At 63.1% G+C, this 16,702-nt stretch carries 12 protein-coding genes and 3 pseudogenes; 11 read left to right on the top strand and 4 right to left on the bottom strand.

Annotated features, from left to right (window positions below; genetic code table 11):
• Positions 1–70: 70 nt before the first annotated feature.
• Both ACFXS9_RS37100 and ACFXS9_RS37095 read left to right on the top strand, forming a co-directional pair.
• Positions 71–580: a hypothetical protein gene (locus tag ACFXS9_RS37100; RefSeq protein WP_392698123.1), complete on the top strand. Its 510-nt coding sequence runs from the start codon at positions 71–73 to the stop codon at positions 578–580.
• Between the two features lie 38 nt (positions 581–618).
• A pseudogene (locus tag ACFXS9_RS37095) lies at positions 619–971 on the top strand (nuclear transport factor 2 family protein).
• Positions 972–1,129: 158 nt separating this feature from the next.
• On the opposite strand, the gene ACFXS9_RS37090 reads toward ACFXS9_RS37095, so the two are convergent.
• Both ACFXS9_RS37090 and ACFXS9_RS37085 read right to left on the bottom strand, forming a co-directional pair.
• On the bottom strand, positions 1,130–2,218 hold the full coding sequence (locus tag ACFXS9_RS37090; protein WP_392698120.1) for a Zn-dependent alcohol dehydrogenase: 1,089 nt from the start codon (positions 2,216–2,218) through the stop codon (positions 1,130–1,132).
• Between the two features lie 51 nt (positions 2,219–2,269).
• Positions 2,270–4,039 carry an acyl-CoA dehydrogenase family protein gene (locus ACFXS9_RS37085; RefSeq protein WP_392698117.1) on the bottom strand — a complete coding sequence of 590 codons (1,770 nt, stop codon included), beginning with the start codon at positions 4,037–4,039 and terminating at the stop codon, positions 2,270–2,272.
• 170 nt (positions 4,040–4,209) lie between these two features.
• Here ACFXS9_RS37085 and ACFXS9_RS37080 point away from each other — a divergent pair.
• Together ACFXS9_RS37080 and ACFXS9_RS37075 are read left to right on the top strand one after the other, a co-directional pair.
• A pseudogene (locus ACFXS9_RS37080) lies at positions 4,210–4,909 on the top strand (SDR family NAD(P)-dependent oxidoreductase).
• Positions 4,910–5,008: 99 nt separating this feature from the next.
• Positions 5,009–5,837, top strand: a pseudogene (locus ACFXS9_RS37075) (enoyl-CoA hydratase).
• A gap of 64 nt (positions 5,838–5,901) precedes the next feature.
• On the opposite strand, the gene ACFXS9_RS37070 reads toward ACFXS9_RS37075, so the two are convergent.
• Entirely contained in the window at positions 5,902–6,534 is a 633-nt protein-coding gene (locus tag ACFXS9_RS37070; RefSeq protein ID WP_392698114.1) for a GNAT family N-acetyltransferase, read from the bottom strand.
• Positions 6,535–6,606: 72 nt separating this feature from the next.
• Positions 6,607–6,750: a DUF1127 domain-containing protein gene (locus ACFXS9_RS37065; RefSeq protein ID WP_392698111.1), complete on the bottom strand. Its 144-nt coding sequence runs from the start codon at positions 6,748–6,750 to the stop codon at positions 6,607–6,609.
• A 176-nt stretch (positions 6,751–6,926) separates the two neighbouring features.
• On the opposite strand from ACFXS9_RS37065, the gene ACFXS9_RS37060 reads away from it, so the two are divergent.
• From ACFXS9_RS37060 to ACFXS9_RS37030, 7 genes are all read left to right on the top strand, one after another.
• Positions 6,927–7,826 carry a transcriptional regulator GcvA gene (locus tag ACFXS9_RS37060; RefSeq protein ID WP_392698108.1) on the top strand — a complete coding sequence of 300 codons (900 nt, stop codon included), beginning with the start codon at positions 6,927–6,929 and terminating at the stop codon, positions 7,824–7,826.
• Positions 7,827–8,020: 194 nt separating this feature from the next.
• On the top strand, positions 8,021–9,412 hold the full coding sequence (gene tcuA, locus ACFXS9_RS37055) for an FAD-dependent tricarballylate dehydrogenase TcuA (protein WP_392700212.1): 1,392 nt from the start codon (positions 8,021–8,023) through the stop codon (positions 9,410–9,412).
• A 66-nt stretch (positions 9,413–9,478) separates the two neighbouring features.
• Positions 9,479–10,510, top strand: coding sequence for an esterase (locus ACFXS9_RS37050; RefSeq protein ID WP_392698106.1), 1,032 nt, complete (start codon positions 9,479–9,481; stop codon positions 10,508–10,510).
• A 34-nt stretch (positions 10,511–10,544) separates the two neighbouring features.
• Positions 10,545–11,660 (top strand): tricarballylate utilization 4Fe-4S protein TcuB, encoded by a 1,116-nt coding sequence (tcuB, locus tag ACFXS9_RS37045; RefSeq protein WP_392698102.1) that lies wholly within the window; start codon positions 10,545–10,547, stop codon positions 11,658–11,660.
• A gap of 342 nt (positions 11,661–12,002) precedes the next feature.
• Positions 12,003–13,469 carry an HlyD family secretion protein gene (locus ACFXS9_RS37040; protein ID WP_392698099.1) on the top strand — a complete coding sequence of 489 codons (1,467 nt, stop codon included), beginning with the start codon at positions 12,003–12,005 and terminating at the stop codon, positions 13,467–13,469.
• Positions 13,470–13,483: 14 nt separating this feature from the next.
• On the top strand, positions 13,484–14,692 hold the full coding sequence (locus ACFXS9_RS37035; RefSeq protein WP_392700210.1) for a hypothetical protein: 1,209 nt from the start codon (positions 13,484–13,486) through the stop codon (positions 14,690–14,692).
• Entirely contained in the window at positions 14,692–16,668 is a 1,977-nt protein-coding gene (locus ACFXS9_RS37030) for a glycosyltransferase family 2 protein (protein WP_392700208.1), read from the top strand. Before ACFXS9_RS37035 ends, ACFXS9_RS37030 begins: the two co-directional genes overlap by 1 nt.
• Positions 16,669–16,702: the final 34 nt, after the last annotated feature.

Genomic DNA, 16,702 nt, shown 5'->3' with positions numbered 1-16,702 from the left:
CGGTATCGTTGAAAGCGCCATGCGGACTTTCATTCGAAGCGTCATCGCCGTCGCCGTCGGCTTCCTGCTGATGTGGCCGCTTGGCTATGCCTATGCCGCGCTCGGCTGGCCAACGTTCCACTTGTGGGGGCTGATGCATGGCACCTTTGTCGCTGCCTGGCCTACCCTGTCGATCCTGGTATTCCTGGCACTGGGGTATCTGCCGCTTTTCCCGCGCATCGACGACGCAGCGCTTCTGATCGCCGGCCTTGTTTGGGGTCTGTTGCTGGCCACTGCTTTCAACATCCGCCACGCTCTCGGCTTTGAGATTGCCTATGGCCTGTTCAGCGCCACGGCGGTTATCGTTGCAGTACTATGCATCTTTGCCAAACACCGGCTCCGTTTGGCGCTGCTCGTGGTATCGCCGCTTGTTTTCCTGAACTTGGATGTTCTGCTGGTGCCGCCGGCGCTTGAACAACTCGTGTCTCGAACCATCTTTGATCTCAAGCAGCTCTTGTCGCCCGTTGCCTTCTCGCTCGCGGGTTACGTGCTTGGCTCGCTCGCCCGTGTCGTGATCAAACGCTCGCCGAGAACAGCGTGATAGCCGCTATGCAGCGACGAACAAGAACCGGAGGAATCATGAACAACGACCTCGCCGAGCTGACAGAGCTCAACCGCGACTATGTCGCGTCCGTGCAGAATTCCGACGTCAAGCGCTTTGACGAAATCCTCGCAGCCGATTTCTACTGCTCCAATCCCGACAAGTCGCTGGTCGATCGCGCCACGTTCCTGCAACAGACCGCAAAACCTGTCGCGATCAAGAATCTGCGCGCGGAGGACGTGAGGATCCGATCCTCGGCGATTTCGCTATCATCCACGCAGCGACGAGCTACATCACGCCGGACGGCCAAGAGGCTCACGGGCGCTATACCGATTGCTGGGTGAAGCAAAATGGCAAGTGGCTTGCGGTGTCGGCGCACGTGTCGCGGTGAGCTAGCATCCAACCCCACGTCGTCCCTGCGAAAGCCGGGACCCATAACCACCGAGAGCAGTTGGGAGTGAAGCCGTCTCGCCTTGTGCCCATTCCGTGGGCCGCGGCGTATGGGTCCCGGCGTTCGCCGGGACGACGGATGCAATTGCGAACTACGCCTCACGCATCAAACACAATCACGCTGCGGAGCGTCTTGCCGGCTTTCATGTTGGCGAAACCCTCGTTGATTTCGGAGAGTTTCAGCTTGGCCGAGATCCAGTCCTCCAGATGCAGCTTGCCGCGCATGTAGAATTCGACCAGGCGAGGCATGTCGACGCGGAAATGGTTGGAGCCCATCGACGAGCCCTGGATGCGGCGCTCCCTAAGGAAGTCGAAGCCGTGCAGCTCGATCTTCTGGCCGAACGGGATCATGCCGACGATGGTCGCGGTGCCGCCCGCCGCCAGCATCGCGAAGGACTGTTCGGCGGTCTCCTTGCGGCCCAGCACCTCGAAGGAGTGATGCACGCCGCCGCCGGTGAGTTCGCGCACCTGCTGCACCACATCGCCGCGGGAGGGATCGACGATGTCGGTAGCGCCGAGTTTTGTGGCCAACTGCAGCTTGGCCGGATTGGTGTCGATCGCGATGATGCGGCCGGCGCCAGCGATCGCGGCGCCATTGATCGCGGCCATGCCGACGCCGCCGCAGCCGATCACGGCCACCGTTTCGCCGGCCTGCACCTTTGCGGTGTTCACGACCGCACCATAGCCGGTGATAACGCCGCAGCCGATCAGGGCCGCGAGCTCCAACGGCATGTCCTTGCGGATTTTGACGATGGCGTTTTCGTGCACCAGCATCTGCTCGGCGAATGACGAGAGATTGAGGAACTGATGAAGCTTCTCCTCACGCGCCCAGGACAGCCGGTTTGACTGACCGGGCAGCATCTTCACGGTCGTATCAGTGCACAGCACGGCGCGGCCGGTGGTGCAGTTATCGCAGGTGCCGCAGAACACCGAAAGACACGTCACGACGTGATCGCCGGGCTTTACATAGGTGACGTCGGAGCCGACCTTTTCGACGACGCCCGCCGATTCATGCCCGAGCACCGCAGGCAGCGGGTGCGGATACAGTCCCTCCATGAAGTGCAGGTCGGAATGACAGAGGCCGGCGACGCGCGTGCGGATCAGGACTTCGCGCGGGCCGGGATTCGGCACGCTGACCTCCTCGATCACCAGCGGCTTGTTGACTTCATGCAGAACGGCGGCCTTCATCGGTGCTTCCTCTTCAATTCTGTTATTTTTTGAACCAGTACTGGCTGCAGCCTACGCTGCGACCAGCAATTCGCCAACCTCGGCCATGCCGACGCTGCGTTCGCCGAGGAGATGGCCTGATATCGCGCGCTGGGCGGCATTTTCCGCAAGCCGGAACGGATCGCTCGGCGTGACGCGATGGTCGACCACCATCCGCGACAGCAACAGCCGCCTGGCGTCGCCGCGCATCTCGTGGATACGGCCGCCCTCCCAAGCCAGCGCAACGGCGCTGGCGACATGGTAGAGCAGGCTGGTGGCGCGCCGCACGTCGCCTTCATTGTCGGTCCGGCTGGCTACCTCGCGGGCAAAGCCGACCGCGCGGTCGGTCAGTTCACGCAGCCGGTTGCGCCAAGCCTGCGGCACGTTGGTGCTGTCGTCGAGGCGGGCGTGCAGATCGGCCGCGAGCGCGGCGTCGGCGCCGTGGCGACCGACCGCGCGGGTCAGCGCGTCGATTGCGACGATGTTGCCGGTGCCTTCCCAGATCGAGCCGAGGTGGGCGTCGCGCAGCAGCCGCGCGGTGGCAAACTCCTCGATGTAGCCGATGCCGCCGCGCATCTCCAACGCATCGCCGCAGACTTTTCGCGCGTCGCGCGTGGCGCGGAATTTCAGCGTCGGCGTCAGGATGCGCAGCAGCGCCGCCGCATCCTGGCTGCCGGCTTCCGCGCGATCGAGCGCGTCAGCCGTGAGAAAACTCATCGACAGCGCCTGCTCGGTCGGTAGCATGATCTTCATCAACTGCCGCCGCGCCAGCGGCAGGTCGATAATCCTCTGGCCAAACACCACACGATTTCTCGCGACCGTCATCGCATCATGGTGCGCGCGCCGCATCAGCGCGGTGGACTTGACGCCATTGGACAGCCGCGAGGAGTTGACCATCTCGGCCATCTGCACGAAGCCGCGGTCGAGCTTGCCGACGGCGTAGGCAATCGCGCCCTCGAACTTGATTTCGCCCGACGCCATCGAACGGGTGCCGAGCTTGTCTTTCAGGCGCACGATCCGATAGTGATTCTGCGAGCCGTCGTCGAGAAACCGCGGCATCAGGAAAAGACCTACGCCGCGCGTGCCGGGCCCCGCTCCGTCCGGCCGCGCCAGCAGCATCACCACCTTGGCGTCGGCATTGGAGCAGAACCATTTCTCGCCGTAGAGCCGCCAATGGTCGCCCTCCTGCACGGCCCGCGTCGTCAGCGTGCCGACGTCGGAGCCGCCTTCCTTCTCGGTCATGAACTGGCCGCCCTGAGTAAGCTTGCTCATGTCGGTCTGGGTCAGGCCATCGAGATACTTTGCCTTCAACGCGTCGCTGCCGAAATTGTTGAGCAGTTTCGCGCAACCATCCGTGACGTTGATCGGACAGCCCATGCCGAATTCGGTCTGGTTGAACAGGAACGTGAAGGCATGCTTGGCGACGACGGGGTATTTATCCGGCCACCCCATGATGCCCTTGCGGATCGACATCGCGTGAATGCCGAACTCGCCGAATGCGGCTTTTTCCAGCTCGCGATAGGCCGGGTGATATTCGATATACTGGATATCGCGGCCGAACTTGTCGCGCTGGTGCAGCACCGGTGTGTGGCGGTCGGCAAGCCGCGCGCATTCGTCGAGATAGCCGCCGGCCAATTCGCCGAGCCGGTCGAGATGCGGCTCGATATGGCGAAACAGCGCATCGGGCAGATGCAGGCGAAGCAGATCCGTCAACGCCGGATCGGCGCGGTAGAAATTCATCCCCGTCGTATCAGGTGCGAGCAATCCCGACTGATTGGCTGACGCGGCTACACGGTCTTGCATGAGTGGATGCATTTTTAGCCCTTGTTCGTTCCACCCGATGTTGGTCAACTATCGATAACGCGGGCGGACGTGCCGTCAACAACCATAATTGGAGGGCCGCCATGGGGGACGATTGCCAGGCGGAATCGGGTTCCTAGATACCGAATCCCCACCATCCGAGGACTGCGCCCATGGAATTGCCAAAATACAAGATTGCCCTGATTGTTGGTGTCGGCGAGGGATTGAGCGCATCGCTGGCGCGACTGTTCGCGCGCGAAGGCATCAAGGTTGCGCTTGCCGCGCGCAAGATCGAGAAGCTTGGCGCGCTCTGCACCGAAACCGGCGCCCGCGCCTTTGCCTGCAATGCGACGGAAGCCGAGGAAGTCGAGAGGATGTTCGGCATGGTCGAACGCGAGATCGGCACGCCCGATCTCGTCGTCTATAACGCCAGCGGCCGCGCGCGGCGCCTTCACCGACCTGGTTCCGGCCGAAGTTGCGAATGCGATCGCAGTCTCCGCCTTCGGCGGCTTTCTGGTGGCGCAGCAGGCGGCGACACGCATGCTGTCGAACAAGCACGGCGCGATCCTGTTCACCGGTGCCTCCGCCAGCGTGAAGGGCTATCCGCAGTCGGCGCCGTTCGCGATGGGCAAGTTTGCGCTACGTGGGTTGGCCCAAAGCATGGCGCGCGAATTGTCGCCGCAGGGCATCCATGTCGCGCATTTCGTCATCGACGGCGGCATCCGCAGCGCTGCGCGTACGGAGCCTGCCGATCGGCCGGATTCGATGCTCGATCCCGACGCGATTGCGCTGAGCTACTGGAACGTGCTGCAGCAACCGCGCAGCGCCTGGACGTGGGAAGTCGAGCTGCGGCCGTGGGTGGAGAGGTTTTGAGACGTGAAAGCGTACGGTGGGCAAAGGCGCTTGCGCCGTGCCCACCATCTATCGGCTGAGTCCACCTTACGGAACGACAACGAAAAGCTAGGGAAAACCATGACGACCGAAACCAGGATCGACACCGGCACCGACGAACTGCTCTGCGTGATCCGCGACCGCGTCGCCATCATCACACTGAACCGTCCCGAAGCGCGCAACGCGTTCTCGGATACGCTGACGCCGGCGCTTCGCAGCATGATCAAGGCCTGCGGCGAAAACCCCGAGGTCGGGGCGCTGCTGCTCACCGGCGCGGGCACCGCGTTCTGCGCCGGCGGCAACGTCAAGGGCATGGGCGCGCATCGCGACAAGAAGAAGCTCGAAATGGCGTACGACGAGAAGGTCGCCGACCTGCAGGAGCGGCAGCGCCTGCTGACCGGCGCTTGCCTCGGTGCGCAAGCCGACGATTGCGGCGCTGCCCGGCCCCGCGGTCGGCGCTGGCCTCGCGCTCGCGCTGGCCTGCGATATCAGACTAGCGGCGCAATCCGCCTTCATCTCCACCGGCTATGTCCGCGTCGCGCTCTCCGGCGACTACGGCATTGCCTGGCTGCTGACGCGACTGATAGGAACTTCGCGGGCGCGCGAACTGATGTTTACCGGCGACAAGGTCGATGCCGCTAGATGCGAGGCGATCGGTCTTGTCAACCGCGTGGTGCCCGACGACGAGCTGCAGAGTGAGGCCTTCGCGCTTGCCAGATCCATGGCCGAGGGCCCGACGCTCGCGCTGCGCTACATCAAGGACAATCTCGACGAAGCGCTCCAATTCGATTTCGCCACCGCACGCGACCACGAGGCCGAGCGCCTCGTCCGCCTGACCACCACCGCCGACCACAAGGAAGCGGTGCAAGCCTTCATCGACAAGCGCAAGCCGGTGTTCGGGGGAAGCTGAGTTCCTTTTCCGCGGCTAGCGGAAAATGGCCCGGTTCCGGCGCGGCCAGAACCGGGCTCAGTGGTCAAACCGCAGGCGAGGACATTGCGCGGGGAGAGACGGCGGCGAGCCGCCAACTGGCGCATGGGATTTCCTGCGGTTCGATACGAACGTGATTTTGGGTATCTTTCTGGAAGCGCGTCAGCCTCCAGTCGCCGGGCGTATTGGTAAAGCCGTAGCCGGACTTGCGGGCGAGCGCGATCATGGCATCGTTGGAACGCAGCGTGTCGCCGAAGATGCGCTCGGCGCCGAACGCGGCGGCGCGGCATTCGAGGTTTTTCAACAGCGCCTTGCCGATGCCGTGCCCCTGCCAGCGATCGTCGATCGACAGGCCTAATTCGATTGCAGCAGTCTGGCTGTCGAAGGCATAGCGCGCTTCGCCGACGATGGTCTCACGGCCGTCGACCGGCATGGCCGCGACCACACTGAACCGGTCCGCTTCGCCGACATGGATGAAGCGTTCGAGTTCGGACGGCGGCAGTTCGCTGGCGGCGCCGAGGAAGCGGTTGTAACGGGAGCGCGTCGAGAGCGCGCGGAAATAGTTCTGCAGCGCCTCGGCGTCGCGCGGCTCGACGAAGCGCACGGTCACGGCCTGGCCATGCCGCGAGCGCAGCACGTCCGAATACTGCCTGAGATCGTCGAAACGCATCGTGGTCATGGCGCGCTCCCGCCGGTCCTCAATGAAAATGGCCGGCGTCCCCCAGACGAGGCGGCGCCGGCCGGCTGCTACTCAAGCCCGCCAGAACGGTTTTTCGGCCTCGTAGGCGACGTCGCTCCAGGAGACGCCGATGTCGTGCAGCTCCCGCTCGGACCACTTGGCCAGCTCGCGGCGGGACTGGTAGCGCTGCCGCCAGACATGGAGGGTCTCGGCCAATTGGCTCAAAATCCCCGGTCCATGATGATTTATCATCGATTCATGCGTGTAAGTGGACATTTTCGGCTCCTGTAGTAATCTGTTGGCGCCAATATCTGCGCTCTTGGGGCCGTTCACAAACGACACTTTGTACCGCTTCGGATGATATAAACTCATGCATTAGGGAGAATCCGGCAATGACCGGCAGATTGCCGTCGCTGAATGGTCTGCGCGCCTTCGAGGCAGCCGCCCGGCATCTGAGCTTCACGCAGGCCGCCTCCGAGCTGAACGTCACGCAGACCGCGATCAGCCACCAGATCAAGCGGCTGGAGGAAGAGCTCGGCGTTCGCCTGTTCATCCGCCAGAACCGATCGCTGGCGCTGACGGCGGAAGCGCAGGATTACCTTCCCGGCATTCGCGCCGCCTTCAACGATCTCCGGCTCGCGACCGACCGCCTGCTGCGCAAGGATGACGACCATGTGCTGACGGTGTCGACGCTGGCCTCGCTGGCCGCCAAATGGCTGCTGCCGCGCCTCACGGCCTTTCAGGAAGCGCAACCGGGGATCGACGTTCGCATCACGACCTCGATCAACCTCGTCGACTTCCAGCGCGACAAGGTCGATGCCGCGATCCGCTACGGCCGCGGCCAATGGCCTGGCGTTCGCGCCGACTGGCTGATGGCGGACGAACTCTTTCCGGTGTGCAGTCCGGCGCTGCTCAAGGGGAACAAGCCGCTGAAATGCCCCGAAGACCTCCGGGATCACGTGCTGCTGCATACCAGCAACGCGAATAGCGACGACTGGCGGCTGTGGCTGACGGCGGCCGGGCTGCCGGCCGATTTCTCGAAACAGCCGGGCGTGACCTTCGACATGATCTTCATGACGGTGCAGGCCGCGATCGACGGCCTCGGCGTTGCGATGGGCCGCACCGCCTATGTGCAGGAGGACATCGCCAAGGGACGCCTGGTCGTTCCCTTCAAGATGGCTTTCCCGGTCGATGCCGGTTTCTATCTGGTCTCGCCGGCGGGTAGAGCCGATCCGCCAAAGCTCGCGGCCTTCCGGCAATGGCTGCTCGCCTCCGTTCAGAACCGTTCCTGATTGCGCTGATATTCCGCATAGCCAGGTGCATGCGACATCGTCGCATGCGACCATGCTGACGACTGATGCAGGCGCACGAGAGGCGTGACGCGGACGCTGCATCAGGCTAGAAAATCGCGGGCGGATGGATTTGCCTGGCCGAGCGCCGGTTTGATTTTTGAGGCCAACAACGACAACAAGAGCGCATGGCCGATTTGACAATCAAGTTCGATGTGCTGGTAATCGGCGGCGGCAACGCTGCTCTCTGCGCCGCCATCAGCGCCCGGCGCGCCGGTGCTTCCGTGCTGGTGCTGGAAGGCGCTCCGAAGTTCTATCGCGGCGGCAACACCCGCCACACCCGCAACATGCGCTGCGCGCACGATGCCGCGACCGACATTCTCACCGGGCCGTACACGGAAGAGGAGTTCTGGGACGATCTGTTGCGGCTGACCGGCGGTCAGACCGACGAGGAACTGGCGAAATTCATGATCAGGGAGTCCAAGGACATTCTGAACTGGATCGTCGAACAGGGCGTGCGCTGGCAACCCTCGCTCGGCGGCACGCTGAGCCTGGGCCGCACCAACTCGTTCTTCCTTGGCGGCGGACGCGCGATGCTGAACGCGCTCTATCTCACCGCGGAAAAGCTCGGCGTCGAAATCGTCTACGATGCCGAGGTGATCGACCTCGATATCGAACACGGCATGTTTCTGTCGGCGAAGCTGAAGCAGCCGATCGACGGCACGACCGAAATCCGCGCTTCCGCGCTGGTCGCGGCTGCCGGCGGTTTTGAAGCCAATATCGAATGGCTGAAGGAATATTGGGGCGAGGCGGCGGATAATTTCCTGATCCGCGGCACTCCCTATAATCGCGGCTCGATCCTGAAAATTCTGCTCGACAATGGCGTGCAGGATATCGGCGATCCGACCCAATGCCATGCGGTTGCGATTGACGCTCGCGCACCGAAATTCGACGGCGGCATCATCACCCGCCACGACTCGGTCGTGTTCGGCATCGTCGTCAACAAGCACGCCCAGCGCTTCTACGACGAGGGCGAGGATATCTGGCCGAAGCGTTACGCGATCTGGGGGCGGTTGGTGGCCGCGCAACCGGACCAGATCGCCTACATCATCTTCGATGCCTCCGTTCGCAACAGTTTTATGCCGACGCTGTTTCCCCCGATCGAGGGCGGCAGCATCGCCGAGCTCGCCGGCAAGCTCAAGCTCGATCCGGCGGCGCTGGAGAAGACCATCGCCGAATTCAACGCCGCGGTTAGGTCCGGCACGTTCGATCACAGCATTCTCGACGATTGCCACACTGAGGGCATCACGCCGCCGAAGACGCATTGGGCGCGCCGGATCGAGACGCCGCCTTACCTCGCCTATCCGGTGCGGCCCGGCATCACCTTCACCTATCTCGGCACCCGTGTGAACCGGCAGGCGCGCATGGTGATGAAGGACGGCAAGCCTTCGGCCAACATGTTCGCGGCCGGCGAGATCATGGCCGGCAACGTACTCGGCAAGGGCTATGCGGCCGGTATCGGGATGACCATCGGCAGCGTGTTCGGACGGGTCGCGGGACGGGAAGCGGCGAAGAATGCGCGGAATTAGACACGCGCTCGGTTCACTCGCCCCGCCCTTGGCGGGTAGAGGGAGAGAACAACGAAGGGAGGACTTGTGATGCGGCTTGCGATCACCACTGCTGCAGTCGTTCTGATGAACGCGACGCTGGCCCACGCCGCCGAGCCGATCGCGCTACGCGACATGGGTTCGTTCCATGTCGGCGGCCGGCTGGTCGAAATTTCCGGCAAGCCGGTGAAGGAAGTGACCTTCACCCCCGGCGGTGTGCCGGCAAAAGTCGATCCCAACGGCACCTATCAGGTCGAGCAGATGTATGTGCAGTATTTTCTGCCCGCGAACGAAAAGGGCGCCTATCCACTTCTGATGTGGCATGGCGGCGGCCTGACCGGCGTCACCTACGAGACGACGCCCGATGGGCGCGAGGGCTGGCTGAACTATTTTCTGCGCAAGGGCTGGGCCGTCTACAATTCCGACGCGGTCGAGCGCGGCCGCGCCGGCTGGGCGCAATATCCAGATATCTTCGAGAGCGAGCCGGTATTCCTCACGACAGCCAATCCGTTCGAGCGGTTTCGGATCGGCGACGGCGTCGGCTCCTATAATCCCGATCCGGCCAAGCGGAAGCTGATGCCCGGCAGCCAGTTTCCGAACGAAGGCTACGAGAACTTCGTCAAACAGAACGTGCCGCGCTGGACCACCACCGATGATGCGATCATCGCCGCCTATATCGCCGAGATCGACCGCGTTGGCCCTTCCGTCATCCTGTTCCACAGCCAGGCCGGCAGTTTCGGCTTCAAGGTGGCGCAGGCGCGGCCCGACAAGGTCAAGGCACTGATTGCGATCGAACCGGCCGGCGTCGGCGATCCCGCCAAGGTCGACGTGCTGAAGAACATTCCGACGCTGATCGTCTATGGCGACTACATCGAGAAGGATTCGCGCTGGCCGAAGATTCGCGCCAACGGACTTGCGTTTGCGGACGCGATCAAGGCGGCGGGCGGCAGCGTCGATGTCGTCGATCTGCCGCAAGCAGGCATCAAGGGCAATTCGCACATGGTGATGATGGACAAGAACAACGCCGAGGTCGCCGCCCTGATTCAGAAGTGGCTGGAGGGCAAGGGATTGACGAAATAATCGGGTTGGCCGCGAGGGCAGGAAGCAGCGCATCATGCACGGAACGAAGATTCTGGAGGAGGCCGACCGCCTGATGACGGTCTGCAATTCCTGCCGCTATTGCGAGGGCCTCTGCGCAGTGTTTCCAGCGATGGAAATGCGCCGCGCCTTTTCCGACGGCGATCTCAATTATCTCGCCAATCTCTGCCACGCCTGCGGCGCCTGCTACACCGATTGCCAGTTCTCGCCGCCACACGAATTCAACGTCAATGTGCCGAGGACGCTCGCGGTGGCGCGCGCGGAATCTTATGCGGCCTATGCATGGCCACGCGCCTTCGCGGGCACGTTCGCGCGCAACGGACTTGTCATCAGTGTTGTTGCCGCGCTCAGCGTCGCCGCGTTCATCTTCGGCTTCGCCGCTTTACACGATCGCCAGGTGCTGTTTGGCACGCATACCGGGCCGGGCGCGTTCTACAAATTGATGCCGCACAATGCGATGGCAGCCCTGTTCGGCGCGGCGTTCCTTTACGCTATCGCAGCGCTGGCGATGGGCGTGCGCGCCTTCTGGCGCGACATTGGCGAACCCATCGGCATGAAGATCGATGCACGCGCGCTGATGCAGGCCATCCGCGACGCCGGCGAGTTGCGCTATCTCGACGGCGGCGGCGTCGGCTGCTTCAACGACGACGACCGTCCGACCGACCGCCGCCGGCTCTATCATCACCTCACCTTCTACGGTTTTGCGCTGTGCTTTGCCTCGACCTGCGTCGCAACGCTCTATCACTATCTGCTGGCGCGCGAGGCGCCGTATCCGTGGTGGGATCTGCCCGTCGTGCTCGGCACGATCGGCGGCATCGGGCTGTTGATCGGGCCGATCGGTTTGCTCGCTGAACGATGGAAGCGCGATTCCATCCTGGTCGATGAAGCGCGTTACGGCATGGATGTCGCGTTCATCGCGATGCTGTTCCTGACGAGTCTCACGGGCATGGCACTGCTGATTTTGCGCGAGACGGCAGTGATGGGACCGCTGCTGGCGCTGCACCTCGGCGTGGTGTTTTCGCTGTTCGTCACCATGCCCTATGGCAAGTTCGTCCATGGCATTTATCGTTTCGCGGCACTGGTGCGCTACGCGATGGAGCGAAGAGCGATGGCACAGGGGACGGCGGAGTAAGGTCGCCGTCTTTCTACGCCACTGCGAGCGGGCCGTCTCACCACGTCGGCAGTCGGCTCCCTCTCCCTTTGCGGCCCCTTGCGCGGGCGAGGGAACAGACCTCTCGTGCGGTAGTGGTGATGTTGGGAGCGCGGCGTTCGTTGATGATGATGTCGCAGACGTGATCGCGGAAACGCGAGTTCACTGCGCATTTCGGCCGAAAGTTTCTGCGGCTTTTTCCCGAACTGACCCGAACCAATCGCGCCCTGCATTGTTTGCAGTGCATTAACAAGGCCGCCGGAGGAACCGGAGCCGGTTCGTGAGGAAGCGCTTTTTCGGGCGCCACCAACCGAGAGAGAGCTGATGAACAATCCATTCAACGCCGGTGCGACGGAACGTTCCTCCGGATTCGACCGCGGCCTCCCACCGAGAGCCCGGCGCCACCCGACCATCCTGAGAGTTTCCGCCGTCGGTGTCGCCGGGCTGTTGTCGGCGTTGATGGTGACGGCCGTGGCTCCGCCGATTACCACCGATCAATCCGACCGCGCCGTTGTCAACGCGCCGGTGACGCTGCTGACCGCACCGATCGGCGGCGAAATCGACACGCTGACGGCGCTTCCCGGCCGCGACGTTCGCGACGGCGACAGACTGGCGCAGATCAGCAATCCAAGGGTCGATCGCAGCACGCTAATCTCGTTGGAAGAAAAATCATCCGATGCGCGCCAGAAGCTCGACGCGACGCGGGCAAAGGGCGCATCCGACCGCGCCTATGTTGCTTCCCTCGAGGCCGAACTCGCCAGCCAAACTGAGCAGCTCAAGATGCAGTTCCAGTCGCAGATCGAGGAGCTGCGCGCCCGCGTGTCGCAATCCAATGCCCAGAGTGGCGAAAAGAAGGTTTTGGTGGAACGGCAAAGCAACCTGGTGACGCGCAATACCGCGAGTATGGACATGCTCAGGCCGACCACGCAGCAATATGCCGCGGCCATGCACAATGCGGACGCGGAACGCGCCAAACTCAATCAAAAAATTGCGCAGCTCAATGCCTTGAACGGGGGCGTCTATGTCGGAGAGGAACTGGTTGTGCTCAACAATCTGGCGCAAAAGCGCAGGGACATCAATCTCGACGCCCAGCGCATGGAGATCGAGGAAAGGCAGCAATCCGCCGTCCTCAACGACCTGGAGCGCCTGATCGACACCGAGCAGAAGCGGCTTGCGAGCTTGGAAGGAGCCGACGTCCTCTCTCGCGGTCCCGGCAAGGTGCTGACCATCGGCGCTGCGATGGGGCGTCACGTCAACGCCGGCGATACCATCAGCTCCGTCGTTGATTGCGACAAGCGCTTCGTGGTTGCCATTTTCTCGTACCGGCAAGGACAGAACATGATGCCCGGCACCCGTGTCCGCATCGACGGGAGCACGTTCCGCACCGGAATCGTCAGCGCGGTGTTGCCGAAGACCAGCGACAAGGTCGATGAGCGCTTTGCCGTACCGTTTCCGCAAACCGAGCGGCGCGAGCTCTATGCGATCATTACGCCTGAAGGCGCAAACGAGGCTGGCGCGCCGGTGCGGGAAACGCAGGCTTCGGATGCTGCGGCCTGCCAGGTCGGCCAGTGGGTCACCGTCACGCGCGACAACGGCGTGGTGCCGTCGATGTCGGTCACCTGGCGGCGGCTCGGCAATCTCATGGCCTCGTGGACGCATGATGATGGCAGCGAGACCGCGCAGAACCAGCCGATCGATGCGGATACACGCCGTGCCGGCATGGCCCAGCCCGAGGCGCCGAAGGCCCATGAAAACTGGTGGTCCCGCACTCGCACACTCGTGTCGCAATGAAGCACGCGATCGGGATGGCGTTATGTGCAATGGTCCTGGGTTCGACGCCGGTTGCGAGCAAGCAGCCGGAAAAGAGCGGCGGCCCGTTTTGCGCTGGGCTGAACAGGGCGGTGGCACCGCTGACCGGCGAAGCCGACGCCGTCTTCATCCGCAGTTATGAACCCGGCGCTGGCGAAGCAGACCTGCCGGCGGGCATTGCCACGACGGCGTTTGTTTATGACAACGCGCTCGCCGTCATTGCGCTGATCGCCTGCGGCAACGTGCCGGATGCCAAACCGATCGGTAACGCATTGAGCCGGGCGGCCCGCAACGACCGGACTTTTCACGATCATCGGGTGCGCAACGCCTATCGCGCCGGCCCTGTTGGCAACGGGGCTCCGAATCTACCGGGATGGTGGGATGAGCACGCCAGGATCTGGGCCGAGGATGCGGCGCAGGACGGAACCTCGACCGGCAACGTTGCATGGGCGGCCTTGGCGCTGCTGACTCTGCACCAGGCGACGCACGATCGGCAGTATCTCGCCGACGCCAAAAGCCTGATCGATTGGGTCATCACCACGACCGCCTGCGGCGATGGGTTCTGCGGTGGCGTTCATGGCTACGATCCGCAGCAGGTCACGCTCACCTGGATGTCGACCGAGCACAATGCCGACGTCCACGCCGCCGCGAGCTGGTTGTTACGCCTGACCGGCGAGCCAAAATACGCCGACGCGGCCGGGCGGGCCCGGCGGCTGCTCGACCGTACCTTCCGCGGAAATCACTTCCTGCTCGGCACAAAGCCCGACGGCAGTCTTGCGGATGAAGGCCTGCTCGCGCTCGACGCTCAGCTTTGGCCATGGATGGCCGTGCCGGATGCGCCTGCGGCGTGGCGAAGCACGCTTGATTTCGCGCAAACACACCTGGCGGTGGATGGCGGTTTCGATTTCAACGGCGACCGCGACGGCATCTGGGTCGAAGGAACAGCGCAGGCGGCATTGGCCTACCGGATCAGCGGCAACACACCGCAAAGCGATCGGCTGCTGGCCAATTTGAAAGCCGACCAAACGCGCTCCGGCCTGCTCAACGCCGCACGCACCGCGCGACTGACGACGGGGTTGTCGATCGATCCCACCGGCACCGTGCCCGACTTCTTCTACTACCGCCGCCCGCACCTCGGCGCGACCGCATGGGCGGCGCTGGCCGAAACGGGTTGGAATCCGTTCACCGGGGAAAAGATACGATGATGTTCCCGAGCGCCGGCGATGACCTATCGATCCTCACCATGGATATGGGAATCCTCCTTGGGCTTCTGGTGATGGCGCGACTGCTGGATCCGCTTCATGCCAAGGACCGTATCCTGTTCGGCATCACGACTTCAGCCCTTCTGATCCTCTATGGGCTCTGGCGATGGAACGATACGTTGCCGCCGTTTGCGCTATCGGCCGAAAGCCTGTGGCCGCGGCTGTTCATCTCGTTTGAATTTCTTGCCATTCTCTACACGCTGATCTCGATCGCCATCCTGTTCCGCACCACGGATCGCTCCGCGCAGGCCGACGCGGCGCAACGTGAACTATCGAGATCGCGTGACTTCCCCGCCGTCGATATCTTCATCTGCACCTATGACGAGCCGCTCGAAATCCTCGAACGATCGATCCTCAGCGCGCTGGCGCTCGACTATCCCAATGCGACGGTCTGGGTGCTCGACGACACCAGGCGCGACTGGCTACGGGAGTATTGCGAAAAAGTCGGTGCGCGTCATGTGACGCGACCAGACAACAACGGCGCCAAGGCCGGCAATCTCAATAACGGGCTGATGGCGACCGCGCGCGAGACCAATGCGCCCGTCATCCTGGTGCTCGACGCCGATTTTGCCCCACGGCAGGATTTTTTGAAACGCACGGTCGGCCTGCTGTTGTCCGATCCGGAAGTTGCGATCGTGCAGACGCCGCAGTTTTACCATAACGCCGACCCGATCCAGCACAATCTGCTCTCCGGCAAGAGCTGGGTCGATGATCAACGCTTCTTCTTCGACGTCTTTCAGCCGGCCAAGGATGCGTGGGGCTGCGCGTTTTGCGTCGGCACTTCCTTTGTCGTTCGCCGCGACCGGCTTGACGAGGTCGGCGGCTTCCCGCAGCAAGCGATTTCGGAAGACATCAATCTCACTTACACGATGCTCGCGCGCGGCTACCGTACCTGGTGGCTGAACGAACCGCTCAGCTTCGGGCTTTCGGCCGAAGGCATCCCCGAATACATCACCCAGCGCGCTCGCTGGTGCCTTGGCACCATACAGGTCGCTCTGCTCCGCAATGGCCCGCTATTCGGCCGCGGCTTCAGCTTCACCCAGCGCTGGCACTATTTTCACGGGATGCTGAACTGGCTCAGCAAGCCATTCATGGTGTTGCTGCTGATCGCGCCGACGATCTACTGGTTCGGCGGCCTGCCCGCCTTCGCAGCCGACTACCATACCTTTCTGCGCTACGGCGTGCCGGCGCTGCTCGGTCAAATCATCTACATGGGCTGGATCTCGCGCGGGCGGACGCTGCCGTTATTCATGGAGGCCACCCACGCGGTCACCTGCTTTGCGGTGACCGCGACGCTCTTGAGCGCTATCGTCAAGCCGTTCGGCCGCCCGTTCAAGGTCACCGACAAAGGCGGCGACCGCTCGACGCCACGCGTGCATTGGAAGCTTGCAGCGATCTTTGGACTGATCTCCGCAAGTTCTGCCGCCAGCATCCTCTGGGCGTTCATCTCGCCCTATGCGGCCAGCGAGATTTCCTCGCTCGACTTCTTCAATCTGCTGTGGGCCGGCATCGCGATGCTGATCGCCTTCATCGCGTTTCTCGTCTGCTTCGAATTGCCCCGTCCTGGCGACATGTTCGAAACCGATGAGGCCGCCTGGCTGTCGGGCGAAGGGAAAATCCTGTCGTGTCGCCTGCTCGCGGTGTCACCGACCTCGGTGCGCTTTTCGGGTCCGGCCGGCAACGCCCTCGAGCTTGCCGGCTGGCGATATCAGATTCATCTGGAAGGATTGGGATGGACCGACATATCCATGGTTTCGCGATTCCGCGAGACAGCGCTGGCGCGCCTTGAACCGACGGCCGAACAATATCAGCGGCTGGTAGTTCGGCTTTTCAGCACATCTCGCGGCAACATCGCCAATGAAGCCAGGCTGCGCGGCGCGCTGGCCGGATTGCTGCGACGGGGATTCCTCGGCGCCTGAGGCGATATGCACGCCCCATCGACAGGCGAGCGCA

It is taken from the genome of Bradyrhizobium sp. RDI18 (assembly GCF_043203335.1).
Classification (GTDB): domain Bacteria; phylum Pseudomonadota; class Alphaproteobacteria; order Rhizobiales; family Xanthobacteraceae; genus Bradyrhizobium; species Bradyrhizobium retamae.
Note: the sequence above shows the minus strand (reverse complement) of the source record. Positions and strands in the feature narration are given on the sequence as shown.